The following is a 26,479-nucleotide window of genomic DNA, read 5'->3' on the forward strand; positions in this document are numbered from 1 at the left end:
CAGATGAGGTGCTCGCCATGTTCATCGCCACCCTGTTCGATCGCATCCTCGGCCGAAAAGCCAACCCAGCCTTGGCGGCTCTGCTGCTCAAGGAGCAGGCCCAACCGCTGCCGAGAATCCATATCGTGGCCCTCGCCCCCTCGGGTGCCACGGATGCGTTGGCCAAGGCTCTGGAAACCGCACACTTCACCGACATCAAGGCCTGAGCGGACAAAGCCGCTCACCGCCCTCAACCAAAAAGAGAAACTGCCATGTCCTCAGACGTTCGCTACACCCCCCTGCTCGGCCGCGTGCTGATCGCGGCGATCTTTCTTCTCAGCGGCTTCGGCAAGCTGACGGCTCCGGCCGCCACTGCCGGCTATATCGCGGCTGCCGGTCTGCCGCTTCCCTATCTCGGCGTCATCCTCGCCATCCTGGTCGAGCTTGTCGGCGGCATCCTGCTGATCGTCGGCTACCAGACCCGCCTCGTCGCCCTCGCCATGGCGGTGTTCTCCGTCGCCGCCGCCGCCTTCTTTCATAACAATCTGGGCGACCAGAACCAGTTCATCCATTTCTTCAAGAACATAGCCATGGCAGGCGGCCTGCTCCAGGTCGTGGCCTTCGGTGCCGGCAGCCTCAGCGTCGACGCCGCCCTCAACCGGAAAAACGTTGCGACCGCCTGAGGAGGAAGGCCGGGCCAGCCCGGCCTTGCGTCGCCAACTGCCAGACGGATCGAAAAGATCCGTCTGGCCTTTTGGCAAAACCGACCGAAGCGCTACGACATCTCAACCTTTTCGCATCTAACCATCGAAATTATCCAGATTTCCATCCCGTCACATTCGAGGCATGGAGGGCTGCGATAAGAAGTGCCGCAAGCGACGGCCCTCCTCGACGTCACACAGATAGAGAAGACTCCTCATGTCCAAGACCTTTATCGATCATATCAAGACCCGCCGCACGCAATATGCCCTGGGCAAGACGCTGCCCAAGAGCGAGGAAGAGATTTCACTGCTGATCCAGGACGTGATCAAGCATGTGCCTTCCTCCTTCAATTCGCAGAGTTCGCGCGCCGTGATCCTGTTCGGCAAGCAGAGCGACAAGTTCTGGCACCTGACCAAGGAAATCCTGCGCAAGATCGTGCCCGCCGACAGCTTCGCCTCGACCGAGGCCAAGATGGATTCCTTTGCCGCCGGCGCCGGCACCGTGCTGTTCTTCGAGGATCAGGACGTGGTGAAGAGCCTGCAGGACAAATTCCCGCTCTATGCCGACAATTTCCCCATCTGGTCGGAACAGTCGGGCGGCATGGCGCAGTTCGCCGTGTGGACGGCCTTGGCCGAGCACGGCATCGGTGCCAGCCTGCAGCACTATGCCCCGCTGGTCGACGAGGCCGTGCAGAAGGAATGGCATGTGCCCAAGTCCTGGAAGCTGCGCGCCCAGATGCCCTTCGGCTCCAACGAGCAGCCCTTCCCCGAGAAGAGCTTCATGAACGACAATGATCGCTTCAAGGTCTACGCCTGAAGACACAAGGATTGGTGCTGGTCCCGGACTGGTCCGACCCATGGAAAAGGCCGCTCCAGCAGCGGCCTTTTTGATTCATGCATCATGATTGGAATTGGTGCAGAACCAGTCCCTACTCCTTCGGCAGGTCCGGGCTCGCTGTCCGCGCCACCATCGGTTCGCCGTCGATCAGGATGGGCGTGCGTACGGACGGAATGGAGCCGCCCTTCACGCCGGGATGCGGCAGGTCGACGATCATGCCGCGATGGGTAGCCTGGGGATCGTGCAGGGCGTCGGCGACCGAATTGATCGGTCCGGCCGGCACGCCGACCTTTTCCAGAGATGCCAGCAGATCCGCCCTCGTCCGCCGCCCGGTCAATCCGGCGATCAGGGCCGCCAGGGTATCGCGGTTGCGCACCCGGTCCTTGTTGGTAAGATAATCGGGATGAGCGGCGATATCCTGGATGTTGAGCACGCCGCAAAGCTTGACGAACTGGCTGTCATTGCCGCAGGCGATGATGATGTGCCCGTCGCTGGCGGGAAAGACCTGATAGGGTACGATATTGGGATGGGCATTGCCCATGCGCGTGGGGCTCTTGCCGGAAGCGAGATAGTTCATCGCCTGGTTGGCAAGCACCGCGAGCTGCACGTCGAACAGCGACATGTCGACATGCCCGCCCAGCCCCGTCATCTCGCGGCGGCGCAAAGCCGCCTGCACGCCGACCACGGCATAGACTCCCGTGAAGACATCCGCGAAGGCGACGCCGATCTTCTGCGGTTCCCCGTTCGGATCGCCGGTCAGGTCCATGATGCCGCCCATGCCCTGGATCATGAAGTCATAGCCCGCCCTGGCGGAATATGGACCATCCTGTCCAAATCCCGTGACCGAGCAGGTCACCACACGGGGATTGATCGCCTTCAGGCTTTCATGGTCGAGGCCGTATTTCTTCAGGCCCCCGACCTTGAAATTCTCGAGCACGACATCGGCCTCGCGCACGAGCGCCCGGACCTGATCGGCCCCTTCAGCCGTCTCGAAATTGAGGGCGACCGAGCGCTTGCCGCGATTGCAGGAATGGAAATAGGCAGCGCCCAGATTCTCGCCATCCTCCGTGGTGATGAAGGGAGGTCCCCAGGTCCTGGTATCGTCGCCCTGCCCCGGCCGCTCCACCTTGATGACCTCGGCACCGAGATCGGCGAGCAGCTGTCCGGCCCAGGGCCCCGCCAGGATGCGGGCGAGTTCGAGCACGCGCACGCCATGCAGCGGCTTGGGCGGATTGTGGGCGGGAAGGTCCGACAGAGGTGTCCACATGATGGCTTGCAGGGCTTTCTTGAAGGATGTGTTCTGGAACGTGTCAGGCGGCGGACGGGAAAGCCGGAGGCCTGAGCCCCTCGACCCATTTGGCCAGCGCCAGCACGCCGCGATCGTCATGGCGATGACCGACGATCTGCACGCCGGCCGGCATGCCGCTGGCGCCGAGACCCATCGGCACGGAAATGACGGGGCATGAACTGGTCAGGTTGAAATGGCCTGTCATGTCGACAGACTTGAAACGACCGTCGGGCAGGATTTCGTCACGCTCGCGCCGGGCCGGATCGGCAAAAGGTGCAGTCGTGCAGGTGGTGGGGCACAGCAGGGCATCGTACCCCTTGAGCACATCGGCAAAGGCCCGCCACAGAGCGGTACGCCGGTGCTCGATGGCCCGCAGCTTGACGGCATCGAGCTTGCGACCGGCCTCGATCAGCGCGACCACGTTCGGATCGAGGTCGCCGCGATGCTGTTCGAGGAGATAGCCGACATCGCCCGCAAAGCAATAGGCCCACAGATCCTCCCAATCGAGGACCGACTGCACGCTGAACGGCGTCTTCACCCAGGTGATCTCGGCACCGGACCGGGAAAGATCGTCGATCAGGCGATGAAAGAGGTCGGCGACCTCATCCGAGATCGCATGGGTGTCGAGATCGAGCGACACGGCAAGACGCGGCCGGGCCGGCGTCGATGCGACGGGAAAAACCGGCGGCAGGGCAGGCAGCGACAGGGCATCCGCGTCATCCGGCCCCTCGCTGACGGCGAGGAACAGGGCGGCATCGTCGACGCAACGCGCCAGCGGTCCGAAATGGGCGAGCGTGTCATATTGCGTGCGCAGGATATCCATCGGAATGCGGCCGAAGCTCGGCTTCAGCCCGACTACGCCGCACAGAGAAGCGGGAATGCGCACCGAGCCGCCCATGTCGGTGCCTTCGGCCAGCATCACGCAGCCGGCGGCGACCGCCGCCCCCGAGCCGCCGGACGAGCCGCCTGCACTGAGTTCGGTATTCCAGGGATTGCGGGTGATGCCCCACAGCGGGCTCTGGGTATTGCCGGAATAGGCGAATTCCGGCGTGGTGGTATGGCCGACGATCACGGCACCGGCCGCCTTCAGCCGGCGCACGATCACCGGATCGTGCTCGGCGACATGGTCGCGGAAGACCTTCGAGCCGAAGGTCGTCAGCTTGCCGGCGATCGGCGTGAAATCCTTGATACCAACAGGCACGCCGCACAGGGCCAGTGCCGCCCGTTCGGCTAGGGGCAGAGCATCGATGCGGGCGGCCTGCTCGCGTGCCTCATCGGCATAGATCTCGGTGAAGCAATTGATCCTCGGCTGCGCCAGGGTCGATCGCGCTAGGCTCGCTTCGACGGCTTCGAGCGCGGATGCCTTGCCGTTCCTGATCGCCTCGGCCAAGGCGACCGCGCTGTTCAACTCCGTCATGGCTCCCCCCCTCAGACTCAGCGGCCTCAACCTAGCGGCAGAACCGTTGCCGCGGTAGGGGCTGCGACGTCACTGCAGATCGTGGTTCCGGCTTCGGTCATACAAGCCCTAGCTGCGCAGCGAGCGCCATGCCGCCAACGCCCTTTCGCGAGCGATCTTGTGATCGACGATCGGAAGAGGATAGGTCTTGCCGAGGCGGATGCCAGCCGCATCGAGCTGTGCGGACGAGGCGGTCCAAGGCCGATGAACGAAGGGAGCGGCCAGGCGCTCGAGCTCCGGCAGCCAAGTCTTCACGAAAACTCCCTCCGGATCGAATTTCTCGCCCTGGGTCACCGGATTGAAGATGCGGAAATAGGGTGCGGCATCGGCACCCGACCCGGCGACCCATTGCCAGCTCGCCGGATTATTGGCCGGATCGGCATCGACCAGGGTATCCCAGAACCAGCGCTCCCCCTCGCGCCAGTCGATCAGCAGATGCTTGACCAGGAAGGAGGCCACGATCATGCGGGCGCGATTGTGCATCCACCCCGTGGCCCACAACTGGCGCATGGCCGCGTCGACGACAGGATAGCCTGTCATGCCCTGCTTCCAGGCAACGAGATCCTGCTGGCTTCGGCGCCAGGGCATGGCGTCGAAATCCGGTTGCAGGTTGCGCTCATGCAAGGGCGGACAGTGATAAAGGAGGGAATAGGAAAACTCGCGCCAACCGAGTTCCGATTTGAATTTCTCGACGTCGCGATCGCCAGCCGCCACACCGCCATGCTGCCGTGCCGAGAGGGCATGCCAAAGTTGCCGCGCGGATACATTGCCGGCATGCAGATAGGGGGAAAGCCGCGACGTCGTTCTCCTGTCGAGACGATCGCGATTGTCGGCATAGCCGGCGAGATCCTCGTCGAGGAAATCCTGGAGGCAGGCAAGGCCCGCCGCCTCGCCGCGCGTCCAGTCGGCGCGCATCGCCACGGCCCAATCGGGGCGCTGGGGATCGGGCTCGAGACCGGTTGGATAGCTGAAGTGCTGGGCAGCCTCTTCCGGAAGCGGCGCAAAGGCGCATGCGGGCGGTGCCGGCAAGGGAGGTTCGACGGTTCTTTGCTGGAAAGCCCGCCAAAAAGCCCCGAAGACGCGATAGGGTTCACCCGATTGAGAGGAAATCGTCCAGGGTTCGCTCAGGAGCGAACCATTGAAGCTATGCGCGTCGACGCCGCGAGCCCGCAGGTCCGCTTTGATCTGCGTATCGATGTCCCGCCCTGCCGGATCATAGCGCCTGTTCCAGTAGACGGCGCCGGCATCGATCTTGTCTACAGCCGTTTTCAAAACCTCGCCGGCTGCGCCGGCGAGGACGTGCAACTGTCCGCCTCTTGCACGAAGGTCTGCATCCAGCGCGGCAAGCGAGCCGTTCAGCCACCAGAGAGCCGCGCCTTCAGGCCGCCGTCCTTCGCCCGCTGGTTCGTGGATATAGAGGCAAATCACGGGAACGCCGGCCTGGCAGGCGGCATGCAAGGCAGGATTGTCGCGCAGGCGAAGATCGTCGCGAAACCAGACGATGGCGGGCTTGAGCACGGGGGAAGTCGTCATCGTCACGCCATTGCCCCCGCTTCAGCCTGCTTTCACGCGCGGCCTTCCTCCAATTGCACCCCGAGCGAGGCCAGCGCCTGCCAGTAGCCGGGATAGGTCTTGGCGACACAGCCCGGATCCTGGATGGAAATGCCGTGGATCTTCAGCCCCGCCAGGGCGAAGCTCATGGCGATGCGATGATCGGCATAGCTGTCGATCGAGGCAGGCAATGTCTGGCCCGCGAGCCCAGGATCGGAGGCGACGATGAGGTCGTCGCCCTCCTCGCGGGCGAGATCGGGACGGATGCGGGTCAGGCCGTCGGCCAGCGCGGCCACCCGGTCGCATTCCTTGACGCGCAGATTGGCGATGCCGGTGAAGCGCACCGGCGTCTGGTTGAAGGCGGCCAGAACGGCCAGCGTCGGCACGGCATCCTGCATCTGCGAGCCGTCGATCACCGGCGGCAGATGCGGGTAGGCCGCGATCAGCGCATGGGCTTTGGCGTCCGGCTGGGTAAAGGCTTCGGCAGGTACGCCAAGGTCGATGGCGCCCCCCGTCAACACCTCGGCGGCCCACAGATAGGTCGCGGCGGAGGCGTCCGGCTCGATCAGATAGTCGGTGGCGCGATAGCCCGTCGGCGACACGCGCCAGGTCCGGGCATCAGGCCGCTCGATCTCCGCCCCGAAAGCCCGCATGGTGGCCAGTGTCAGGTCGATATAGCCACGGGCGCCGATCTCCTCGCCTTCCTTGCCGCCCGCCAGCACGATGTCGACCGGCTCCTTGCCGCAGGCGGCGGCCATCAGCAGGGCGGACACATATTGGCTCGACAGTCCCGCGTCGATCTCGACCCGCCCTGCCCCGAAACTGCCCTTGCCATGTACGGTGACCGGCGGGCAGCCTGTCGGCGCCTCCGCCGCGATGCCGAGGGTACCGAGGGCCGTGACCAGCGGCGCGATCGGGCGCTTGCGCATATGGGCATCGCCATCCACCACGACATCGCCGTCGACCAGGGCTGCCGCGGCGGCGAGGAAGCGAGTGGCCGTCCCGGCATTGCCGAGGAAAAGGGGCGCTGCCGGCTTGGTCAGACGGCCGGAGCTCGTGACGGTGAAACTGGTTGCATCGGGCTCCTCGACGGTGACCCCCATGGCCTGCAGCGCCACGGCCATGTAGCGGGTGTCGTCGCTCTTGAGCGCCCCGGTCAGGCGGCTGGTTCCCTTGGCCAGCGCCGCCACCAGCAGGGCTCGGTTGGTGATCGACTTGGAGCCCGGCGGCACCACGCGCCCGCGCAGCGGGTGATCCGGCGGAATCACCGTGGTCAGATCTCCGCTCCAATCCGTCGACATCCTCTATTCCCTCGTTCCAAGAGCAAAGCGCGTTTAAACGGAAACGCCTCCGTGCTCTAGATCTTTGTTTCCAAGCCAATCCGACGGATTGGGCAGGGCGTCTTTGCCATCCTTGGCGATTCCGCCAAATCACAAGACGCTCTTGCCTCGCTGCAGCGGCAGACAGACGCAATCGCGCTCTCTCTACGATTGTTGCGCGATTGCGCCAAGCAAGAACCAATCCCACGGCCTCCAGCCTTGTCGATTGCGCGGTTCGCCCACCGGCAGGTAGAAGGACAGCCCTGATATGGTCGGGTTCTTGCCGGTTCCGCGATACGGCGGGGCAGCCCAGCACGACAGTTGCATTTTGATTTGCCTGCGTCTTCGGCCGCCACCACAAGCGCAACCGAATTGCAGCTGCCGCTGAGATAGGCGTCATCATGAGCGAAGCCAAGACGATTGAAACCCGGAGCAGTCCTCACGCCCTCACCTTCGTGCTGATCACGGTGCTGATCGACATGATCGGCCTCGGCATCATCATTCCCGTGCTGCCGCGCCTGATCGAGGGTGTCGCCCATGTCGACATCGCCCGGGCCTCGGTGATCGGCGGCTGGCTTTTCGTGGCCTATTCGGCCATGCAGTTCCTGTTCGGCCCGATCCTCGGCAATCTCTCCGATGCGCATGGGCGCCGACCGATCCTGCTGCTTTCCATCGGCGGCCTCGGCGTCGACTATCTGCTCACGGCCTTCGCCCCGACCATCGCCTGGCTCTTCCTCGGACGATTGATCGCCGGCATTTGCGGAGCTTCCTACAGCGCGGCGAATGCCTTCATCGCCGACATCACCAGGCCCGAGGAGCGCGCCAAGGCCTTCGGCATGATCGGCGCGGCCTTCGGTGTCGGCTTCGCACTGGGTCCGGCGCTGGGCGGACTGCTGGCCGGGCTGGGTCCGCGTGCCCCCTTCTTCGCTGCGGCAGCCCTGTCGCTTGCCAACCTCGTCTATGGTTATTTCGTGCTGCCGGAGACATTGCCGCCCGAAAAGCGCCGCCCCTTCGCGCTGTCCCGCGCCAACCCGCTCGGCACCCTGATCGCCTTCCGCCACCATCCCTTCCTGCTCGGTGCCGGCCTGGTGCTGTTCCTGCATTTCCTGGCCAACAATGTCTACCCGGCCATCTGGGCCTACTACACGATCTACCGCTATGGCTGGAGCGAGTTCGATGTCGGCCTGTCGCTGGCGGCCTTCGGCGTGATCACCGGCATCGTGCAGGGCGGCCTGGTCGGCGCCATCATCCGGCATCTCGGCGAATGGCGCACCGCCGCGATCTGCCTGGCGCTCGAGGCGGTGGTGCTGGTCGCCTATGGCCTGGCCAACCGGGGCTGGATGATCTACGCGCTGCTGGGCTTTTCAAGCCTCGCCGGCATTGCCATGCCTGCCATCAACGCGATGATGTCCCATCAGGTCGACGACGATGCGCAGGGCGAGTTGCAGGGCGCGATTTCCGGCCTGATGGGCATCACCGCCATTCTGAGCCCGGCCATGGCGACCCAGCTTTTCGGCGTGTTCGCCGGCAAGGAGGCGGTGATCGAACTGCCCGGCGCGCCCTTCTTCGCGGCCGCCATCATCGCAGCGCTCGCTTTGCTGGCCTTTCTGGCCGTGCCGGAAAAGCGTGAGACGTGATCGCGGAGTCGCCCCCGTGCCAGGCTCCTATGACAGAAGAGAGAAAGAAAAAGAGGCAGGCTCTCAAGTTTTTAGCAATGAACGGCATTGAAAAAAGTGCATCGATGAGCGAGTTTTACGCCGCCAATTGCAGGAGACAGACGATGCGCCAACGCACTGCGCGGCTTGCGACCATCCTAGGACTTGCGGCTTTCACTCCGCTTTCGGCCGCCCAGGCCGATGATGCCTGCTACAAGAAGGCTCAGAGCCAGGCAGAGCTCACGGATTGCTCCGCAAAGGATCTCAAAGCGGTCGATGATAATCTGAACAAGCTTTACAGGCAGATGGAAGCGCGCCTGAAGGGCGACGACGACACCAAGAAGCTGCTCATCGACGCCCAGAAGAAATGGGTCGCGTTTCGCGATTCCGAATGCACCCTGTCGACAGTACGCTCGGCCGGCGGCAGCATCAACCCGATGAACTTCAACACCTGCGCCGCCGGCCTGACACAGAGCCGCGTCAAGGATTTCCAGGCTTATCTGAACTGCGGCAAGCAATCCGGTGAACAGGATTCCGACGACTGCGCGATCCCGCCGGCGCAGTGACAGGTCTTCGACAACATCAAGATCAAGCCCGATAAGGCGGGGCTGTTCCCTTCAGGCGCGTATCGCGCCTGAAGCCCCCCCCCGGCGTCGGCTCGCTCCCACCCTCACCACGTACCCCGATATCGAGCCTGGCGCGAATTGCGCGAGCCCCTTCGGGAGCGTGTTCATAGACGACGCTGTTATGGTTTCCGGCGGTCCAGATCATCTCCAAGCCTTGGCGATCGGCGAAGGCCTGCATGTGGCTGCCCCGAATGTCACCCCTGCCGCACCAAAGCAGCAATGGTATCCGGATCGACGCCAGCGTCTGCGCCAACCCGTCCAACTCGGCGAGCGCATCCCAGCTCGCCCGCAAACCCGGTTCATCCTCGGGCCTCACCCACGAGACCAGATCAGGCACCATCGCCTGCGCCAATTCGAGTACCTGGTCGAAATGCAGCGGTCCCTCGAAGCCGGGCGGAAAGGCGGCGGCAACACCCTTGACCGGGTCCCAGCCACCGAGCGTCAGGGATCGCAGCCGATGAGGGAATTGCCGTGCGATGCCGGCCCCCGTCCAGGCCCCCATCGAGTGGCCGATGACATCGGCTGTCTCGAAGCCGATCGCATCCATGACGGCGACGACCCTGCCCGCCTGTTCCTTCAGGCGATAGGCTGCAGGATTTGCCGGCTTGTCGCTCTGGCCGTGGCCGAGTGCGTCGATCAAGGCCACCGTGTGGTCACGGGTGAACACCTCAGCAAAGCCGCCATCGAGCCAGCATTGCGAGCCGAGCAGGTGCCCGTGCAGCAGCACGACAAGCGGGCCGGAACCGACCGTCCGGTAAAAGGTACGATGACCATTATGGGCGATGAAAGGCATGGCAGATGTCTTTAAGCGGAGAACGGCGCGGAATTTGTCATACCCGGGCTTGGCCCGGGTATCCAGAGGCTACCAGATGCAAGCCTGAGGCACTGGATTGCCGGGTCGAGCCCGGCAATGACAAGCCACGTGCAATCCCGCCCGATCCGAAAATCACATCGTCGCGCCGACCTGCCAAGGCACGAACTCGTTGGAGCCGTAGCCGAGTTCTTCCGACTTCGACTTTTCGCCCGAGGCGACGGCCAGGATCTTGTCGAAGATCTCCTTGCCCTTCTCCTCGATCGAGATGCCCTCCAGCACATCGCCGCAATTGATGTCCATGTCGTCCTGCATGCGGCGATAGATGTCGGAATTGGTGGCGAGCTTGATCGACGGCGTCGGCTTGCAGCCATAGGCCGAGCCGCGGCCGGTGGTGAAGCACAAGACATTGGCGCCACCCGCAACCTGCCCGGTGGCAGACACCGGATCATAGCCGGGCGTGTCCATGAAGACGAAGCCCTTCTCCTTCACCGGCTCGGCATATTCATAGACGGCGGTCAGTGTCGTCGTGCCGCCCTTGGCCGCGGCGCCAAGCGACTTTTCCAGAATGGTGGTCAGGCCGCCGGCCTTGTTGCCGGGGGACGGATTATTGTCCATCGAGCCGTTGTTCTTGGCCGTATACTCTTCCCACCACTTGATGCGCTCGACCAGCTTCTCGCCGACCTCGCGGCTGGCGGCGCGGCGGGTGAGCAGGTGCTCGGCGCCATAGATCTCCGGCGTCTCGGACAGGATGGCCGTGCCGCCATGATGCACCAGGCGGTCGGCGGCAGCACCGAGGGCGGGATTGGCGGAAATACCGGAATAGCCGTCCGAGCCCCCGCATTGCAGCGCCAGGATCAGTTCGGACGCAGGGATCGTCTCGCGCCTGGCCTGGTTGGCCAGCGGCAGCATCGCCTTGATGCGCTCCATGCCCTGCTCGATGGTCTTGCGCGTGCCGCCGGTGTCCTGGATCGTCATGGTCTGGAAATGGTCGCCCTCGACGATGCCATATTCGCTCTTCATGCGGCCGATCTGGAAGACTTCGCAGCCCAGGCCCACCAGCAGCACAGCGGCAATGTTCGGATTGGAAGCGTAGCCCCATTGCGTGCGCTTCATGATCTCGAAGCCCTCGCCCTTGTCGGCCATGCCGCAGCCGGTTCCGTGTACGAAGGGCACCACGCCGTCGATGTTGGGATAGTCGGCCAGGATGCCGGACTGGTTGAAGGCATCCGCTATGAAGCGTGCCACCGAGGCCGAGCAGTTCACGCTGGTGAGGATGGCGACATAATTGCGCGTGCCGGCCTTGCCGTTGGGGCGGCGATAGCCCTGGAAGGTCGCCTGCTGATCGAGCGGCAGGACCGCTTCCTGCCGGGCATCCTCGGCGAAGGCATAGTCACGCTCGAAGGCATGGAACTCGCAATTATGCGAATGGACATGGGAGCCCGGCACAATCGCCTGCGAGGCGAAGCCGATGATCTGGCCGAATTTGACGATCGGCTCGCCCTCGCCGATCGGCGCGACGGCGATCTTGTGCCCCTTGGGCACGCGCTGCAGCGCCGCGACGTTTTCCACCACTGCTCCGGGCTCGATCACATCGATGGCGACGAGCACATTGTCCTTGGCATTGAGGCGCAAGGTCCGGGCGGTTTCGGGAACGATCTGCATGACGACATCCAGTTGAAGGGAGCTGTAGCGTTTTGCGATTTGACGGAGTCACCCAGAATCGCAAAGACGCGTCGAAACAAAGAGCTAGAGAAAAAGTGCGGTTCGGAGAAACCGCGCTTTGCTCTAGGCAAAGCCAACGGGCATTGCTAACATGTTAGCATGCCAGACGTTGCCGTCAAAGCCTCTTATGCCTTCCTCGAGCCACTCGGCCTTACGGGCCGCGGCGGCACGACGGAACGCGTGCTGGCGGTTCTGCGGGAAGCCATCATCGGCTTCGAACTCGCGCCGGGGGAAGACATCGACAAGCTTGCCATCTGCGAAAGGCTTGGCGTGTCGCGTTTTCCGGTCTCCGAAGCCTTGGCCCGCCTGCAAAGCGAGGGCTTGGTGGAGATCCTGCCGCAGCGCGGCACCCGAGTCTCGCGTATCCGCCTCGCCGAAGTGCGCCAGAGCATGTTCATCCGCCGCGCGCTGGAGTCGCAGGCAGTGCGTACGCTCGCGCTGGGGTATCGGGCAACGCCTGTGGGTCATGTCATCCCCGGCGAAGCCGAAGGCCTCGGGAAGGGGATCCAGGGCCCAAAAGAGATCACCTGCGCCCTTGGATCCCCTTCCCTCGCGGCCACGAGCAAAGCTCATGCCCCGCTCGCCGGGAATGACAAAGATGCGCTGCTCCAAAGCCTCGAACGCAATCTGCGCTACCAGCAGGCGGCTGCCGAGGCCGGTGACCGCCGCGGCTTCCATCTGCTCGACCTCGAATTTCACCTCACCCTGCTCGACGCGCTCGGCTTTGCCCGCGTCAAGGCAGCCGTCGAGGCGGCCCGCGCCAATCTCGATCGCGTCCGCCGCCTGCTCTCCTCGCCCCGGCACATAGCCCTTACTTTGGTCGACCACCAGGCCATCGTCACGGCCCTGCGTGCCGGTGACGCCGATGCCGCGGCCAGCGCCATGGAAGCGCATCTCGATTCCGTCATCACGGAACTGGTGGCCTTTGCCGCTGAAAATCCCACCCTGTTCGAAGATCTGTGAAGAGAGAGGCCATGACAAGTAAATCGCCCGACAGCAAATTCGCCATCCGCAAGCATACCAGCCGTTCCGGCGCGGTGATCCCTTTCACCGAGCTGGGCTTCGGCACCGCTCCGCTCGGCAATCTCTACCGGGCCCTCGACGAGGACGTCGCCGCGCTAACCGTCAATGCCGCCTGGGATGCCGGCATCCGCTATTTCGACACCGCGCCGCTCTACGGCCTCGGCCTCGCCGAAACGCGGCTCAATCCCTTGCTGCGCCGGCGCAAGCGCGAGGACTATGTCCTCTCCACCAAGATCGGACGCCTGCTCAAGGTCGTGCCGCCGGATCAGCGCACCGGCATCGGCAAATTCTTCGACACCCCTTCGCGCCAGCAGATCTACGACTATTCCTATGATGGGGTGATGCGTTCGGTGGAATTCTCGCTCGAGCGCCTCGGCATCGACACCATCGACGTGCTGCTTGCCCACGACGTCGACATCTTCACCCACGGCTCGAAGGAAGCTTCCGACCAGCGCATCAAGGAGCTGATGGAGGGCGGCTATCGCGCGCTCGAGCAGTTGCGCAGCGAAGGTACGGTCAAGGCGATCGGCGCCGGCATCAACGAATGGCAGGTGGCCGAGACCCTGGCTCGCGCCGGCGATTTCGACGTCTTCCTGCTCGCCGGCCGCTATACCCTGCTCGAACAGGATGCCCTCACCAGCTTCCTGCCCTATTGCGTGGAGAAGAAGATCGGCATCGTGCTCGGTGGCCCCTATAATTCCGGCATCCTGGCAACGGGCCCGCGCCCGGGCGCCTTCTACAATTACGATCCGGCGCCGCCCGCGATCCTCGACCGGGTCGCCCGGATCGAGCAGGTCTGCGCTGCCCATCACGTCAAGCTGGTCGAGGCCGCGCTGAAATTCCCGCTCGGCCATCCCCAGGTGGTTTCCGTCATCCCCGGCGGCCAGTCGCCCCAGGAAGTCACCCGCAACGCCGAGATCATGGGCGCCAAGATCCCCGCGGCGCTCTGGGACGACCTCAAGAGCGAAGGCCTGCTGCGCGAGGATGCGCCCGTGCCGGCCTGATCGGCGCGTCGCGCCAACGGATCTGCAGACGGCAAATGGCGGCCACCGGCCGCCATTTCGCTACTGAATACACTTGTATACTGCAGGGCTACTCCGTCATGTCCTCGCAGGTCCGGCCTGGACCATCTGGCTCAGCCAAACGCTGCCAACCACCACGGCCATGCCGAAAAGTTGCAGCAGGGTGAGTGACTGGCCGAGCAGGCCCCAGCCCAGCACCACGGCCGTCAGTGGACTGAGGAAGCTCAGGGAAGCCACGGCCGAAGGTCCGAGCCGGGCGATGCCGCGAAACCAGAGCATGTAAGTCAGCGCCGCGCCGATCAGGGTGAGATAGGCAAAGCCCGCCACGTTCTGCAGGCCGAGCGCCGGCAGAGGCGGCTCGAGCCACAACGCCACCGGTATCAGCAGGATGCCTCCCGCCGTGAGCTGCCAGGCGGTGAAGGTCAGGGTCGAGACAGGCGGTTGCCAGCGCCGGCTCATCACCGTGCCCAGCGCCAGGGAGACCGCTCCGGCCAGGCCCGCAACGATGCCGATAGGATCCAGCACCACGCTCCTGGGCGCGATGAGCAGCAAGGCGACCCCGGCAAGACCGGCCAGGGCTGCCGCGATCGCTGCCAAGCGCACCGGCGTGCCCAGCACGGCGCGTGTCAGAAAAATCACGATCAGGGGCTGGATGGCGCCGATGGTCGCTGCCACACCGCCCGGCAGGCGATAGGCCGCGATGAACAGCATTGTCAGGAAGAAGGCGATATTCAGGGCACCCAGGACCACGACCCGCCACCACCAATGCCCTGCCGGCAATTGCCGGACCAGCATCATCAGCAGCAGGCCAGCGGGAAGCGCCCTCAGCATCGCCACGGTAATGGGATAGCCCTGAGGCAGAAGCTGCGTGGTGACGATATAGGTACTGCCCCACACAGTTGGCGCGATGGCCGTGAGCAGCACGTCGAAAGAACGGCCATAGCCCATGATGCCGCCCGAGGAGGCCTGGCTGAGATTGCTCATGACAGCACCATCACTTCTTCCAGGGGACGCCTCGGCTTCTGTGGCCCGTTGCCGTCAGCGGCCCGGCCGACGACAACCAGCATCACCGGAACCTCGTCCGGCTGGAGGCCGAACGCCGCCCTGACCGCCTCGGCATCGAAGCCCGTCATTGGCCCCGAAGCGAGACCGGAAGCCGAAGCGGCCAGGATCAGCATGGCCGCTGCCAGGCTGGCGGAACGGATCGCCTCGTCGCGTTCGGCCTGGGCGTTGCCGGTGAACTGCCGGCGGACGGCCTCCACCCAGCCCTCCGCCATGGCAGCAGGCATCAGACCCGCCTCGACCGACGGACGCAGCCTTGCGCCGAGATCGACGCTCCCCGCCAATGTGCCGCAGACGATGAAGGTGACGGCCGCCTCGCTCACCTTGGCCTGGCCATAGGCGGCTGCGCGCAGGCGTTCCTTGGCTGGCCTCTCGCGCACCGCGATGAAGCGCCAGTTCTGCAGATTGTAGGCAGAGGGCGCCAGAGTCGCCAGCCGCACCAATTCACCGATTTCGGCGTCCGACAGGACATGCGAAGGATCGAAATGATTGGCCGAAACCCGGCTTTCGATGGTGGATTTCCAATGAGCCTCGATCAGCGAGGCCTCGGCAACGGGGATCCTGGCAAGAAAGGTCATGGCGTACCTGCATCACGGAATGGGGATCGCATGCGGCGATCGATGCAGTGAATTTATATGCTCACCATCACGTGATAATATGCCATGAGATTACGATATTAACTACCAATGGTGTTCAATAGATGGATCAGCTGACGGCTTTCAAGGCTTTTCGCCAGGCGGTCGAGCGCGGCAGCTTTGCCGAGGCGGCTCGTGCCCTCGGCCTGTCGCCGGCAGCCATCAGCAAGAATATCGGCGAGCTCGAGGCCCAGCTTTCGGTGCGCCTGTTCAACCGCACCACCCGCCGGATGAGCCTCACCGAGGCAGGTTCGCTCTATTACGAGCGGGTGCGCCAGATTCTCGACGATATCGACGATGCCGGCGCCTCCATCGGCGCGCTCATGCTGGCACCGACCGGCCTCCTGCGTGTCAGTGCTCCCATGACCATGGCTCTTCGGCATCTCACGCCGGCCCTGCCCGCCTTCCTCGAGGCCAATCCCGGCCTGTCGCTGGATCTCAACCTGGACGACCGCCGGATCGACATCGTCAGGGAAGGCTATGACGTCGCCATTCGCGGCAGCGACGTGCTGGAGGATTCCAGCCTGGTCGCCCGCAAGCTGATGGCCGTTCCCCATATCATCTGCGCGTCCCCCTCCTATTTCGCGCGAGCGGGCCTGCCGTCGGTGCCGGACGATCTGCGCCAGCACAATTGCGTGCAATTCAGCCTGTCGGGCCACGTCAATCATTGGAGCTTCGCCAAGAATGAGGAAATCGTCGGCGTGCCGATCAAGGGGCGCTACAAGGTGACATCGAGCGTGGCGGTGCGCGAGGCGCTGCTGGCCGGCTTCGGCCTCAGTCTCATTCCCCGCACCTATGTGGAGGAAGACCTGCGCACCGGCCGCCTGCAGCAGGCGCTGGCGGACTGGTCCGGGGTGGAAACGGCAATATTCGCCATCTATCCCTCCAAGCGCCATCTCGTGCCCAAGGTCCGGGTTTTCCTGGATTTTATCGTCGAGCAGTTCGCCCGCCCGTCACTTCTCGATATCGAGGGAGGCAGGACAGCCGGACCCGAGATAAAGATATCGCCTCCATCAAACGTGACAGCGGATCCATGACGACAAGACCGTCCGCCTTGCTTCTGCTCGGCACCTCGCATGTCGGCAAATCGACCTGTGCCGCTCGCATCGGCCGCGCCGCCGGCTGGCCCGTGGTCTCGACCGACCAGTTGGGACGCCATCCGGGTCGGCCCTGGACGGGTGTGCCCGAGCCGGTCACGGAGTTCTATCTCCGCCTGACGGACGATGCCATTCACTGGTTTCTCCGGGTCCACCACGAGAATATGCGGCCGATCATTCAGGGCAGGATAAAGGCGCTGTGCGAGGCAGGCAGCGGCTTCATCCTTGAAGGCGCTGCCCTCCGGCCGGAGTATGTTCCCGACTGGGGAATCGGCGAGGCCGTGGCTGTCTGTCTTCACGTCGAGCCGCAAGTTCTGCGGGAGCGCATTGCCCGAGAAAGCCACTATTCTCGACGGGACGGCCGGCTGAAAACCGCCATCGACAAATTTGCGGAGCGATCCGTCCGCGAAAACGAGGCCTTCATCGAAGCTGCGATTCGGCACGACATTCCCTTGATGGATGTCACCGATCCGGAGGCGGCCGATCGTCTGGCGGTCGAGCTGACGTCGCGCCTTGCCGGTGCGCGAGAACTTTGACCGGCCAGAGTGCGGCGCCGCAACCAGACTACCTGACCACTCAATCCTTCATGGCTTCCTTGAGGGCGTCGATGATCACCGCACTCGACCGGATGCGGGCAACGCGCGGCAGGACGTGATCGATCGAGAAGCGATGCATCTCCGCCGTCATGCTGCTGGTGGCATCCTCGGCCACGATCGCGGCATAATTATTGGCAAAGGCATCGCGTGCCGTCGCCTCGACGCCGAAATTGGTGGCGATACCGCTGATGATGACGGTATCGATGCCACGGCGGCGCAATTGCAGATCCAGTTCCGTGCCGTGAAAGGCGCTCCACTGGCGCTTGGTGATCACCACATCGGCCTTGGACGGGTTGATCCTCGCGTCGAAGGCAACTGCCTCGGGAGGCATCTTGTCCTCGGGGAGGATCAAGGGCGCATCCACGGGAACCTTCACCACGTCCCCATAGCCATCGGAAAAAGCCACACGCACCAGGATGACCGTGCCGCCCGCTTTGCGCAGCGCCTTGCCGATACGCAAAGATCGCTCGATGACATCCCCGCCCGAATGCGGTGCCACCGGCCGGCCGACGATCCAATTCTGCAGATCGATCATCACGAGGGCGGTATGGCGGGGATCCAGACGCAACATGGCAAGCTCCGATAAACGTCAATGCACTGGAGCAAAGCGCGTTCGCGACTGAACGCTCGTCTGCCCCAGTTCCTTGTTTCCAAGCCAATCCACCGGATTGGCCAGGGCGTCTCGCGATAATCGGCGAACCCGCCCTCTCGCAAGACACCATGGGCGCCGCGGGGCGCCATCGGCACGTGTCGTCGGGAATGGCTTTTCGACAGTCCATTACCGACGACACGTGCAGGATAGCCAGCCTTGTAGAGGCAGCCAGCCGCAAAGCTCAAGTCGACCAACCGGTCAAGCCTGGGCTACAAAAGGATGAGTAGCCGAGCCTGAAGACAAACGCCTCGCCGGCGGTCTACATGGCGGGTTGGCAGGGCTCGGCAGACAGGTAGAGTGTAAGCATGGCAGACAACGAGGACGTTCTCGCCCGGCGCGTTGAAGAGGCGTGCCTGAACGGCTGGCCGGCCCTGAAGACGATATGGCTAGACGGCTGGCTGCTGCGCTTCTCACATGGGCATACCAGGCGGGCCAACTCCATCAGCCTGCTCTGGCCCGGCACGCGGCAGCCAAGCGAGCAGATACGTTCGGCTGAAGCATTTTACAGCCATCACGGCCTGCCGACCATCTTTCGCCTGTCGAGTGTCTCATCGCAGGATATCGGCAGCGCCTTGGACGAGGCCGGATACGGCCCGGGCGAAGACGAGACTTGCGTGCTCTACCGCGACCTCGATGCTGCACCGTCCCAAGGCGAGCGCGGTGCGGCCTTCGTGCGGCCCAACCTCGACGATGCCTGGTTCGGGGCTCATGCCCGCCTTCAGAAATTCTCCGCTGCGACCGCCGCCCATGCCCGCGCCCTGTTCGGCGCGGTCGCCTTGCCGACCGGATATGCCATGTCGCCGGCCAGTGACGGCAGCCCCGCGGCGCTGGCCTTCGGCGCTGTGCATGACGGTATCGTCTGTATCAACGCGGTGGCGACGGATCCCACCTTCCGGCGCCAGGGCCATGCCCACAATGCCGTCAGCGCCCTGCTCGCCTGGGCTCGCGACGATCAGGGTGCGAAAGGGGCCTGCCTGCCCGTGGTGGCCGGCAACGATGCCGGCCGGTCTCTCTACCGCTCACTCGCCTTTTCTACAGAAATCAGCCGTTATTCCTATCGTCGCAAGGTTGCATGACCGCCGATCAGCGTTGCCCAGGATGCATGCCTTTTTAGCCATCACATTGATCGATATATCGAATTTTCATAACGAGCTCTAATTACATTATTTGTATGTATTGAAATCTATTTGACAAATTGCGCGCGAGAACCGATATCGTGGACGAATTCCAATCAGGGGTTTTTCGTCATGCCGCTCGCTATCACAGCCAACCGCCTCAAGGATGGGCGTGTGGTGTTCCGCACCCCCAACGGCAACTGGTCGCTCGACGTGGCCGACAGCGCCATCGAACCCGATCAGGCCACCGCCAATGCGATCCTTGCCAGCGTCACCGCCGCTGCCAATGAGCAGGACGTGGTCGAGATCTATGCCGTCGAGCTCGACGTCAGCGGCGAGAAGCCCCGTCCCGCCAAGCTGCGCGAGGCCATCCGGGCGCTCGGCCCGACCATCGCCTACCTGCCCAAGACCGAACTCGCCGAGGCTGCCGAATAATGGGTGCCCTCTACCGTTATGACGAGTTCGACCACGCCTTCGTGAATGCGCGCGTCGCTGAGTTTCGCGACCAAGTGCAGCGCCGCATCAAGGGCGACATCACCGAAGAGGAGTTCAAATCCCTTCGGCTGATGAACGGCGTCTATCTCCAGCTGCATGCCTATATGCTTCGGATTGCCGTGCCCTATGGCACGCTTTCCTCCAAGCAGTTGCGCACGCTCGCGACCATCGGCCGCCGCTGGGACCGTCATTACGGCCATTTCACCACCCGCCAGAACCTGCAGTTCAACTGGATCGCCCTCAAGGACGTGCCGGACGTGCTGCAGGCCCTGGCTGACGTCGAGATGCATGCCATCCAGACTTCCGGCAATTGCATGCGCAACGTCACGGCCGACCATTTCGCCGGCGCCGCTGCCGACGAGGTCGCCGATCCGCGCGTCTATGCCGAAATCATGCGCCAGTGGTCGACGGCCCATCCGGAGCTGTCCTATCTGCCGCGCAAGTTCAAGGTCGCCATCACCGGCGCCGAGGAAGACCGTGCCGCGGTCAAGGTCCACGACATCGGCTACCAGATCGTGCGCAACGAGGCCGGCGAGGTCGGCTTCCGTGTGTTCGTCGGCGGTGGCCAGGGCCGCACCCCCATGGTCGGCAAGGCCTTGCGCGATTTCCTGCCTGAAGCAGATCTCCTCACCTACACCGAGGCGATCATGCGCGTGTACAATCTCGAGGGACGCCGCGACAACAAGTACAAGGCGCGCATCAAGATCCTGGTGCATGAGAAGGGCCTCGATCCGATCCGCGAGGAAGTGGAAGCCGAGTTCGACCGTATCCGTGACGGCGCGCTCAAGCTGACGCCGGATTCGGTGGCGGCGATGCAGCAATATTTCCTCGCAGGCCCGTTCGAGACGATCGGCGAGACGCCGGTCTTCGACAAGGCAAAGGCCGGCAATGCCGATTTCGCCCACTGGGTGTCGGTAAACGTGCATGCCCACAAGCAGCCGGGCTATGGCATCGCCACCATCTCGCTGAAGCCGATCGGCGGCATTCCAGGCGACGCCTCCTCCGACCAGATGGACCTGGTGGCCGATCTCGCCGATCGCTATTCGCTGGGCGAGATCCGCATCAGCCACCTGCAGAACCTCGTGCTGCCGCATGTGAAGCTCGATGACCTGCCGGCGCTGTTCGCGGTGCTGCAGGAAGCGGGCCTCGCCACCGCCAATGAAGGACTGATCACCGACATCATCGCCTGCCCGGGCCTGGACTACTGTTCGCTCGCCAATGCCCGCGCCATTCCGATCGCGCAGGGCCTGTCCGAGCGCTTCGGCTCGCCCGCACGCCAGGCGGAGATCGGCAGCCTGCCGATCAAGATCTCCGGCTGCATCAATGCCTGCGGTCATCATCACGTCGCGGCGATCGGCATTCTCGGCGTCGACCGCAAGGGCGTGGAAAACTACCAGATCACATTGGGCGGCTCGGCCCGCGAGGATTGTTCGATCGGTGAACTGGTCGGCCCCGGCTTCGGCAGCGAGGCCATCGTCGACGCTGTCGAGAAGGTGGTCGACACCTATCTGGGCCTGCGTCTCTCCCCTCAGGAAACATTCCTGGAGGCGGTGCGCCGTGTCGGCCTGCCGCCCTTCAAGGAGGCACTCTATGGACAGCGTGCTTGATTTTTCGGCCGCTCCCGTGAACGTTGGTTTGGCCAGCCCGGCTATCGATCCGGAAGCACAGGCGCTCGCTTTGGCGGCGCAGTATCACAATGCCGATGCACAGACGGTGCTGCGCGCGGCACTGTCGCTCTACAAGGGCGGCATTGCCCTGGTCTCCAGCTTCGGTGCCGAGTCGGCCGCCCTCCTCCACATGGTGGCGGAAATCGACCGTGCCACGCCGGTGATCTTCCTCGACACCGGCCGGCTGTTCAGCCAGACCCTGCTCTATCGCAACGAACTCGCCCGCCGGCTCGGCCTTACCGATCTGCGCACGGCCTCGCCGCGCCAGGTGCTGGTACAGCAGGAAGATCCCGATCGGCTGCTTGCCTACAGCAATCCGGACATGTGCTGCTGGATCCGCAAGGTCGACCCGCTCGACACTGCGCTGGAGTCCTTCTCGGCCTGGATCACCGGTCGCAAGCGCCATCAGGCTTCGACCCGTGCAGCCCTGCAATATTTCGAGGCCGATGCCGGGCGCATCAAGGTCAATCCGCTGGCGGACTGGACCTCCAAGGATGTGGCGGATTATCTCGAACGCCACGATTTGCCGCCGCATCCCCTGGTGGCGGACGGCTATCCCTCGATCGGCTGCATGCCTTGCACCAGCCGCGTCGCCGAGGGCGAGGATGCCCGGGCCGGCCGCTGGCGCGGCAAGTCCAAGGTCGAGTGCGGCATTCATGTTTCGCCTGAAAAGGCCGGAAGTGGTATCTAAGAGACAACTTCCACACTGTTGAAAAGCCTGCGCTTTGCGCGGGGATCTAGGAGAGACCTGTGCCCCTCTGGAAGAATGGCCGTTTCGAGGCAGACATCTACAAGCTGGCCGGCGACGAGGACACGCTGCCGGACGGTGCTGTCATCGTCTCGCTGAAACGCTTCCTGGCCGAGAAGGACAGTCTCGCCGCCCGCAATGCACCGGTCGGGGTGGTGCTGCAGCCGGCCGACGATATCGAGCTGCTGGCTGACGCGCTGCCGAGCCTGCCGCTGCTGGCCCTCGCCTTCCCCAAATTCGGCGACGGCCGCGCCTTCTCGCTGGCGCGCATTGCCCGGGAACGCTACGGCTTCGCCGGTGAGCTCAGGGCCGTCGGCGACATCCTGTTCGACCGTATCGCCTATATGATCCGCTGCGGTTTCGACGCTCTCGACATCAGCAACGCGCCGACGATCGCCGCGCTGGAAGCCGGCAAGGTACCGATCTCGCACACGCGCTATCAGCCGACCGGCGGCGACGGAACGAAGCCCGACAAGCTCAAGCCCTGGCGGCGGCTGGGATAGCAAAGGCCACGCGACGAGAAGCCTCGATCGCCCTCGCGCAGCGATGGCCCGCAACCATCGCGCTTGCCCTCGGCGACATATCGGCCCAAACTGACCGGGAATCGGAGGCTGCATGCTCTCATTCCAGGTGATGTTCATTCGGGCCATGTCTTCGGCCTTCGAAACCAGCCAAGCCAGTGCCGTAACCATCGGCCATCGTATGCCCATACTGGCGACGCTGCCATTCTGGCCCCATCCAGACAATCTGATCGAAGCCAGCCGCATGGTGACCGAGAAATTCGAGGCGCTTGCGGAGGGAGCGGTTGCGGCAACCGACGAAATGGCTCAACTGGGCCTGCGTGCCGTCTTCGGCAAAGCCGATGCGCATGATCTGGCCTCCGGCCTGATCTCCGTCGCCGTCGCGGCAGCCCGGCCGGCCCAGCGACGGGTCCGGGCCAATGCCAGACGCCTCTCGCGGCATTGATGCCATGCGCTGGTGCTCGGATAGCCCGCAAGCGGCTTTACCGGCTCTCTCATAGCGTGCGCGGGCCATGGAAAAGGTTTCTCTGAGCCAAGAGAAGGCAACCCTTCTCATCACCCTCTACGCCAAGGGCGAGGAAAGCCGTCTGCCCGACTCGCTCCTGCAGGACCGTTTCGCGGCTTCGGCGCTCGATCGGATCGACTACGATTTCTCGCGCCTCGGCATCAACCGCGATCTCATGATCGGTCTGGCGATGCGGGCCCACATCCTCGACAACTGGGCCCGCGCCTTCCTCGCTTTCCACCCCGAGGCGATCGTGCTGCATCTGGGTTGTGGCCTGGACTCCCGGGTTTTCCGTATCGATCCACCCGCCGGCGTGCGCTGGTTCGATGTCGACTATCCCGAAGTCATCGAGCTCCGGCGCCGGCTCTATCCCGAGCGCGCAGGTTACCAATTGATCGGCACATCCGTCACCGATCCCGCCTGGCTCGCAACGATCATGCCCGAGGGCCGCCCGGCGCTGATCATCGCCGAAGGCATGTTCCCCTATCTGCAGGCCGATGAAGCCATCCCGCTGCTCGCCCGGCTGGCTGGACACTTCCCCAGCGGCGAAATCGCCTTCGATGCCTATAATCGTCTTGGCCTGCGCCTGATCCGCAAACAGCATTCGGTTCGCGTCACCGGTGCGCAGGTGCATTGGAGCCTTGACGACGCCCATGAGATCGAACGCCAGGTGCCGCGCCTCAAGCTGATGCAGGAACTGCTCTCCTACGGTCGGCAGGGCTATCATGCCGCCCAGATCGCCAGAATGTCCCTGTCCGCTCGCCTTGTCATTCCGTTCTTCAGGGCCATTCCCGCACTCGGCCGCATCGGGCGGCTGCTACGCTATCGTTTCTGAAACGGACATCACGCGCTCGCCGGTTTTGCTTAACCGCTGCCCTGCTGCTGCGCTTCGATCGCCGCGAGCATCCAGTCTCGAAAGGCCAGGATGGCCGGGTCTTCGCTGCGGTCGTGCGGATAGACGAGATGATAGGTCTGGTTCCCTGCCACCGGGACCTCGATGTTGAATAGGCGCACCAGTCGCCCCTCGGCAATATCATTGGCGATCATGGCAAGATCGGCCAGGCCGATTGCCCCGCTATCGAGCACGGCCTGTACGACATGGCTGGTATCGGCAAAGGCGACGCAGGCGCTATCGTCGAACGTGTCGACACCGGCAGCCTGCATCCACATGCGCCAATCCGGCCAGGTCAGATCGCCCCGGCGCCAATCGCGATAGCATAAAGTATGACCGATCAGATCAGCCGGCATCGTAAAATGCTGGCCGGCCTCGAGCAATCGCGGGCTGCAGACCGCCACCATGACCGTATCGAACAGCCGCACCGAATTCAGCCCGTCAAAGTTTCCGTCGCCGAAACGGATGGCCAGGTCGATATCGTCAACCTCGAAATCGCGGATCTCGTCGGTGATGTCGAAGCGCAGCTTCAGCCGAGGATGGGCCACCTGGAAGGCTGAGAGCCTCGGCAGCATCCAGTTGGTGGCGAAACGCGCGCCGAGCGACACGCAGAGCTGCCCCAAGGCGCGCTGCGACCTGCTGGCCCGGCTGACGGCGCGCTGTAGACCATCCAGCGCCTCGCCCACCGCCTCGAACAATACGCCTCCCGCAGGTGTGAGCCGGATGCTGCGGCTGGTCCGCGCAAAGAGCACGATACCAAGCTGATCCTCGATCTCCTTGATCTGATAGCTGACGGCAGCCGGCGTCAGGCCGACCTCCTCGGCCGCACGGGTGAAGTTGAGATGCCGGCCGGCCGCCTCGAAGATCTTCAGGGCCCGGGTCCCTGGCATCGTACGCTTCATCGACTTTCAAGCCAATTTTGATGTTCTATCGAGAATTACTCGTTTTTCAATCTCTTATCAATCGAGCATGACAGTCAGACTTGACAATCAGGGAGCCTGGAGCTGGGCGACGACCCGCTTTCGTGCTCCGTTTCGGAGTGACCTCATGCCCGTCAACACCGCCCCCCGCGAGGCCAGCCCGGATGATCTCGCGCGCGCCTCCCCGTCAGGTCCAAGCACAACGTTTCGCTGGCCGGCCCGCCTGTGGATCGTCCTCCTCGTCTGCAGCGGGGTCATCCTGCTCGATGGCCTCGACGTCTCCATGATCGTGGTGGCGATACCGCAGATCCAACGGGAATTCGGCTTGAGCGCCGCGACAGCGCAATGGCTGGCTGGCGCCTATATCCTGGCTTTCGGCAGCTTCCTGCTCCTGGGTGGACGCTGTGCCGATCTGTTCGGCCGGCGTCGCATGCTGGTCGCCGCCATGGCCGTGTTCATCCTCGTCTCTGTGTTCGGAGCCTTCACCAGCAATCCCGTCCTGCTGATCGCGTCGCGCTTCATCAAGGGCGTGGCGGCAGCCTTCACCGCACCGGCGGCGATGTCGCTGCTGACAACCACCTTTCCCGAAGGTCCCCAGCGCAACAAGGCGTTCGGCATCTTCAACGTCTTCGAGGCCTCCGGCTATTCCTCCGGCCTGTTGATCGGCGGCCTGCTCACCACGCTGAACTGGCGGGCCATATTCATCCTGCCGGTGCCGATCGCTCTGCTGATCCTGTGGGCAGCGCTGCGCTATGTACCCGCCGATCCGCGCTCCGACCGGCCGATACGGCTCGACCTCGGCGGCACGCTGACCTTGGTCAGCGGCATGTTGACCCTGGTCTTCGCACTCGTCTTCGCCGCCGAAATCGGTTGGCTGTCGCCATGGACCGTCGGTGGCCTCGCTGTCTCGGCTCTGCTGCTGGCTGCCTTCGCCGCCATCGAGAGCCGTGTCGAGGCGCCCTTGATCCGCCTTGGCCTGTTCCGCAATCGCAGGCTGGTGGCCGCGAACGCGAGCGCCGCCCTGCTCTATGGCGGCGCCATGGGCTTCCAGTTCCTGCTCGGCCTTTACCTGCAGAACCTCCTCGGCTGGCAACCCTGGCAGATGGCGCTGGTGCTGTTGCCGGCAGGGTTGATGGTGGTTGCGATCGGTCCCAAACTCGGCGGCTTGATGGACAGGTTCGGGGTCGCGCGCATCCTGGTCGTCGGCCTCGCCGCCTTCGTGCCCTGCTATCTGCTGGCGCTGCGCCTCGGCCCCGAGCCGGACCTGTGGACCCTGTTGCTGCCGGTCTCGCTGCTCTGGGGCCTCGGCTTTGCCCTCAGCATCTCGGCCTTGATGGTGGCCGGCACCAGCGGCGTCGCCGACGAGGAACAGGGCGTCGCCGCCGGCCTCCTCAACAGCTCGCTACAGGTCGGCGGTGCCTGCGGCCTTGCCGTGGTCACGGCGGTCATCATGCCGGCAACGGAATTGGCCATGCTCTCGTCCGGCGTGGTGGTCAGCCTGGTCTTCGCCTTCCTTACCCTGCTGGTTCAGTTGCCCTTTCGGCGCGGCTGAACCCACAAGGTCAGCGTGAAGCCGGGTT

Annotated in this window: 27 protein-coding genes; 17 read left to right on the forward strand and 10 right to left on the reverse strand. The window is 63.9% G+C overall.

The window, feature by feature from the left end; all coding sequences use genetic code 11:
* Window positions 1-17 precede the first annotated feature (17 nt).
* The 3 genes from QM672_RS10405 to QM672_RS10415 all read left to right on the forward strand — a co-directional run bounded on the left by QM672_RS10405 (window position 18) and on the right by QM672_RS10415 (window position 1,497).
* The gene (locus QM672_RS10405; protein ID WP_068295838.1) at window positions 18-206 is read left to right on the forward strand and encodes a hypothetical protein; all 189 of its coding nucleotides are present in this window, start codon (window positions 18-20) and stop codon (window positions 204-206) included.
* A gap of 45 nt (window positions 207-251) precedes the next feature.
* Complete coding sequence (locus tag QM672_RS10410) at window positions 252-662, forward strand: DoxX family protein (RefSeq protein WP_311935273.1); 411 nt, start codon at window positions 252-254, stop codon at window positions 660-662.
* A 235-nt stretch (window positions 663-897) separates the two neighbouring features.
* A complete protein-coding gene (locus tag QM672_RS10415) occupies window positions 898-1,497 on the forward strand; it encodes a nitroreductase family protein (RefSeq protein WP_415082400.1) in 600 nt (199 codons plus the stop codon).
* 112 nt (window positions 1,498-1,609) lie between these two features.
* Here the strand turns inward: QM672_RS10415 and QM672_RS10420 are convergent, their stop codons facing one another.
* The 4 genes from QM672_RS10420 to QM672_RS10435 all read right to left on the reverse strand — a co-directional run bounded on the left by QM672_RS10420 (window position 1,610) and on the right by QM672_RS10435 (window position 7,114).
* Window positions 1,610-2,785 (reverse strand): CaiB/BaiF CoA transferase family protein, encoded by a 1,176-nt coding sequence (locus QM672_RS10420; protein WP_415082401.1) that lies wholly within the window; start codon window positions 2,783-2,785, stop codon window positions 1,610-1,612.
* A gap of 43 nt (window positions 2,786-2,828) precedes the next feature.
* Window positions 2,829-4,223 (reverse strand): amidase, encoded by a 1,395-nt coding sequence (locus tag QM672_RS10425; protein WP_415082403.1) that lies wholly within the window; start codon window positions 4,221-4,223, stop codon window positions 2,829-2,831.
* A 108-nt stretch (window positions 4,224-4,331) separates the two neighbouring features.
* Window positions 4,332-5,795, reverse strand: a complete 1,464-nt coding sequence (locus QM672_RS10430) for a cryptochrome/photolyase family protein (RefSeq protein ID WP_415082405.1) — start codon at window positions 5,793-5,795, stop codon at window positions 4,332-4,334.
* Window positions 5,796-5,827: 32 nt separating this feature from the next.
* Window positions 5,828-7,114 carry a 3-phosphoshikimate 1-carboxyvinyltransferase gene (locus tag QM672_RS10435; protein WP_311935281.1) on the reverse strand — a complete coding sequence of 429 codons (1,287 nt, stop codon included), beginning with the start codon at window positions 7,112-7,114 and terminating at the stop codon, window positions 5,828-5,830.
* A 419-nt stretch (window positions 7,115-7,533) separates the two neighbouring features.
* On the opposite strand from QM672_RS10435, the gene QM672_RS10440 reads away from it, so the two are divergent.
* Together QM672_RS10440 and QM672_RS10445 are read left to right on the forward strand one after the other, a co-directional pair.
* Window positions 7,534-8,769, forward strand: a complete 1,236-nt coding sequence (locus tag QM672_RS10440; RefSeq protein ID WP_311935283.1) for a TCR/Tet family MFS transporter — start codon at window positions 7,534-7,536, stop codon at window positions 8,767-8,769.
* 29 nt (window positions 8,770-8,798) lie between these two features.
* Complete coding sequence (locus tag QM672_RS10445) at window positions 8,799-9,353, forward strand: lysozyme inhibitor LprI family protein (RefSeq protein ID WP_415082408.1); 555 nt, start codon at window positions 8,799-8,801, stop codon at window positions 9,351-9,353.
* A 22-nt stretch (window positions 9,354-9,375) separates the two neighbouring features.
* Here the strand turns inward: QM672_RS10445 and QM672_RS10450 are convergent, their stop codons facing one another.
* Both QM672_RS10450 and QM672_RS10455 read right to left on the reverse strand, forming a co-directional pair.
* The gene (locus tag QM672_RS10450; RefSeq protein ID WP_415082410.1) at window positions 9,376-10,206 is read right to left on the reverse strand and encodes an alpha/beta fold hydrolase; all 831 of its coding nucleotides are present in this window, start codon (window positions 10,204-10,206) and stop codon (window positions 9,376-9,378) included.
* Between the two features lie 153 nt (window positions 10,207-10,359).
* Window positions 10,360-11,889 carry a UxaA family hydrolase gene (locus QM672_RS10455; RefSeq protein WP_415082412.1) on the reverse strand — a complete coding sequence of 510 codons (1,530 nt, stop codon included), beginning with the start codon at window positions 11,887-11,889 and terminating at the stop codon, window positions 10,360-10,362.
* A gap of 159 nt (window positions 11,890-12,048) precedes the next feature.
* Between QM672_RS10455 and QM672_RS10460 the strand changes: the two genes are divergently transcribed.
* Window positions 12,049-12,912 carry a GntR family transcriptional regulator gene (locus QM672_RS10460; protein WP_415082414.1) on the forward strand — a complete coding sequence of 288 codons (864 nt, stop codon included), beginning with the start codon at window positions 12,049-12,051 and terminating at the stop codon, window positions 12,910-12,912.
* Window positions 12,913-12,923: 11 nt separating this feature from the next.
* Complete coding sequence (locus tag QM672_RS10465) at window positions 12,924-13,976, forward strand: aldo/keto reductase (RefSeq protein ID WP_394308226.1); 1,053 nt, start codon at window positions 12,924-12,926, stop codon at window positions 13,974-13,976.
* Window positions 13,977-14,072: 96 nt separating this feature from the next.
* Here the strand turns inward: QM672_RS10465 and QM672_RS10470 are convergent, their stop codons facing one another.
* Both QM672_RS10470 and QM672_RS10475 read right to left on the reverse strand, forming a co-directional pair.
* Window positions 14,073-14,978: an EamA family transporter gene (locus QM672_RS10470; RefSeq protein WP_415082416.1), complete on the reverse strand. Its 906-nt coding sequence runs from the start codon at window positions 14,976-14,978 to the stop codon at window positions 14,073-14,075.
* Window positions 14,975-15,634, reverse strand: coding sequence for a nitroreductase family protein (locus QM672_RS10475; protein ID WP_415082418.1), 660 nt, complete (start codon window positions 15,632-15,634; stop codon window positions 14,975-14,977). Before QM672_RS10475 ends, QM672_RS10470 begins: the two co-directional genes overlap by 4 nt.
* Before the next feature lie 122 nt (window positions 15,635-15,756).
* On the opposite strand from QM672_RS10475, the gene QM672_RS10480 reads away from it, so the two are divergent.
* Together QM672_RS10480 and QM672_RS10485 are read left to right on the forward strand one after the other, a co-directional pair.
* Window positions 15,757-16,728 carry a LysR substrate-binding domain-containing protein gene (locus QM672_RS10480; protein WP_415082420.1) on the forward strand — a complete coding sequence of 324 codons (972 nt, stop codon included), beginning with the start codon at window positions 15,757-15,759 and terminating at the stop codon, window positions 16,726-16,728.
* Window positions 16,725-17,324: a hypothetical protein gene (locus tag QM672_RS10485; RefSeq protein ID WP_367623131.1), complete on the forward strand. Its 600-nt coding sequence runs from the start codon at window positions 16,725-16,727 to the stop codon at window positions 17,322-17,324. The genes QM672_RS10480 and QM672_RS10485 overlap by 4 nt, the downstream gene beginning before the upstream one ends.
* 40 nt (window positions 17,325-17,364) lie before the next feature.
* Here QM672_RS10485 and QM672_RS10490 read toward each other — a convergent pair whose 3' ends face one another.
* Window positions 17,365-17,955 carry a hydrolase gene (locus QM672_RS10490; RefSeq protein ID WP_311935304.1) on the reverse strand — a complete coding sequence of 197 codons (591 nt, stop codon included), beginning with the start codon at window positions 17,953-17,955 and terminating at the stop codon, window positions 17,365-17,367.
* Between the two features lie 386 nt (window positions 17,956-18,341).
* Between QM672_RS10490 and QM672_RS10495 the strand changes: the two genes are divergently transcribed.
* The 7 genes from QM672_RS10495 to QM672_RS10525 all read left to right on the forward strand — a co-directional run bounded on the left by QM672_RS10495 (window position 18,342) and on the right by QM672_RS10525 (window position 23,922).
* Window positions 18,342-19,112: a GNAT family N-acetyltransferase gene (locus tag QM672_RS10495; protein ID WP_394308219.1), complete on the forward strand. Its 771-nt coding sequence runs from the start codon at window positions 18,342-18,344 to the stop codon at window positions 19,110-19,112.
* Window positions 19,113-19,283: 171 nt separating this feature from the next.
* Window positions 19,284-19,586, forward strand: coding sequence for a DUF2849 domain-containing protein (locus tag QM672_RS10500; RefSeq protein WP_068289934.1), 303 nt, complete (start codon window positions 19,284-19,286; stop codon window positions 19,584-19,586).
* Window positions 19,586-21,253, forward strand: a complete 1,668-nt coding sequence (locus QM672_RS10505) for a nitrite/sulfite reductase (RefSeq protein WP_415082423.1) — start codon at window positions 19,586-19,588, stop codon at window positions 21,251-21,253. Before QM672_RS10500 ends, QM672_RS10505 begins: the two co-directional genes overlap by 1 nt.
* The gene (locus QM672_RS10510; protein WP_415082425.1) at window positions 21,237-22,004 is read left to right on the forward strand and encodes a phosphoadenylyl-sulfate reductase; all 768 of its coding nucleotides are present in this window, start codon (window positions 21,237-21,239) and stop codon (window positions 22,002-22,004) included. The genes QM672_RS10505 and QM672_RS10510 overlap by 17 nt, the downstream gene beginning before the upstream one ends.
* 59 nt (window positions 22,005-22,063) lie before the next feature.
* Complete coding sequence (locus QM672_RS10515; RefSeq protein WP_367623134.1) at window positions 22,064-22,564, forward strand: DUF934 domain-containing protein; 501 nt, start codon at window positions 22,064-22,066, stop codon at window positions 22,562-22,564.
* Between the two features lie 112 nt (window positions 22,565-22,676).
* Window positions 22,677-23,027: a hypothetical protein gene (locus QM672_RS10520; protein WP_311935319.1), complete on the forward strand. Its 351-nt coding sequence runs from the start codon at window positions 22,677-22,679 to the stop codon at window positions 23,025-23,027.
* Between the two features lie 67 nt (window positions 23,028-23,094).
* Window positions 23,095-23,922: a class I SAM-dependent methyltransferase gene (locus QM672_RS10525; RefSeq protein ID WP_367623135.1), complete on the forward strand. Its 828-nt coding sequence runs from the start codon at window positions 23,095-23,097 to the stop codon at window positions 23,920-23,922.
* Between the two features lie 29 nt (window positions 23,923-23,951).
* On the opposite strand, the gene QM672_RS10530 is transcribed toward QM672_RS10525, so the two are convergent.
* Entirely contained in the window at window positions 23,952-24,869 is a 918-nt protein-coding gene (locus QM672_RS10530; RefSeq protein WP_415082428.1) for a LysR substrate-binding domain-containing protein, read from the reverse strand.
* Between the two features lie 157 nt (window positions 24,870-25,026).
* Here QM672_RS10530 and QM672_RS10535 point away from each other — a divergent pair, with 157 nt between their 5' ends.
* Entirely contained in the window at window positions 25,027-26,451 is a 1,425-nt protein-coding gene (locus tag QM672_RS10535) for an MFS transporter (RefSeq protein ID WP_415082430.1), read from the forward strand.
* The last annotated feature ends 28 nt before the right edge of the window (window positions 26,452-26,479 follow it).

The sequence above is a fragment of the Labrys sp. (in: a-proteobacteria) genome, assembly GCF_047605565.1.
Lineage (GTDB): Bacteria > Pseudomonadota > Alphaproteobacteria > Rhizobiales > Labraceae > Labrys > Labrys neptuniae.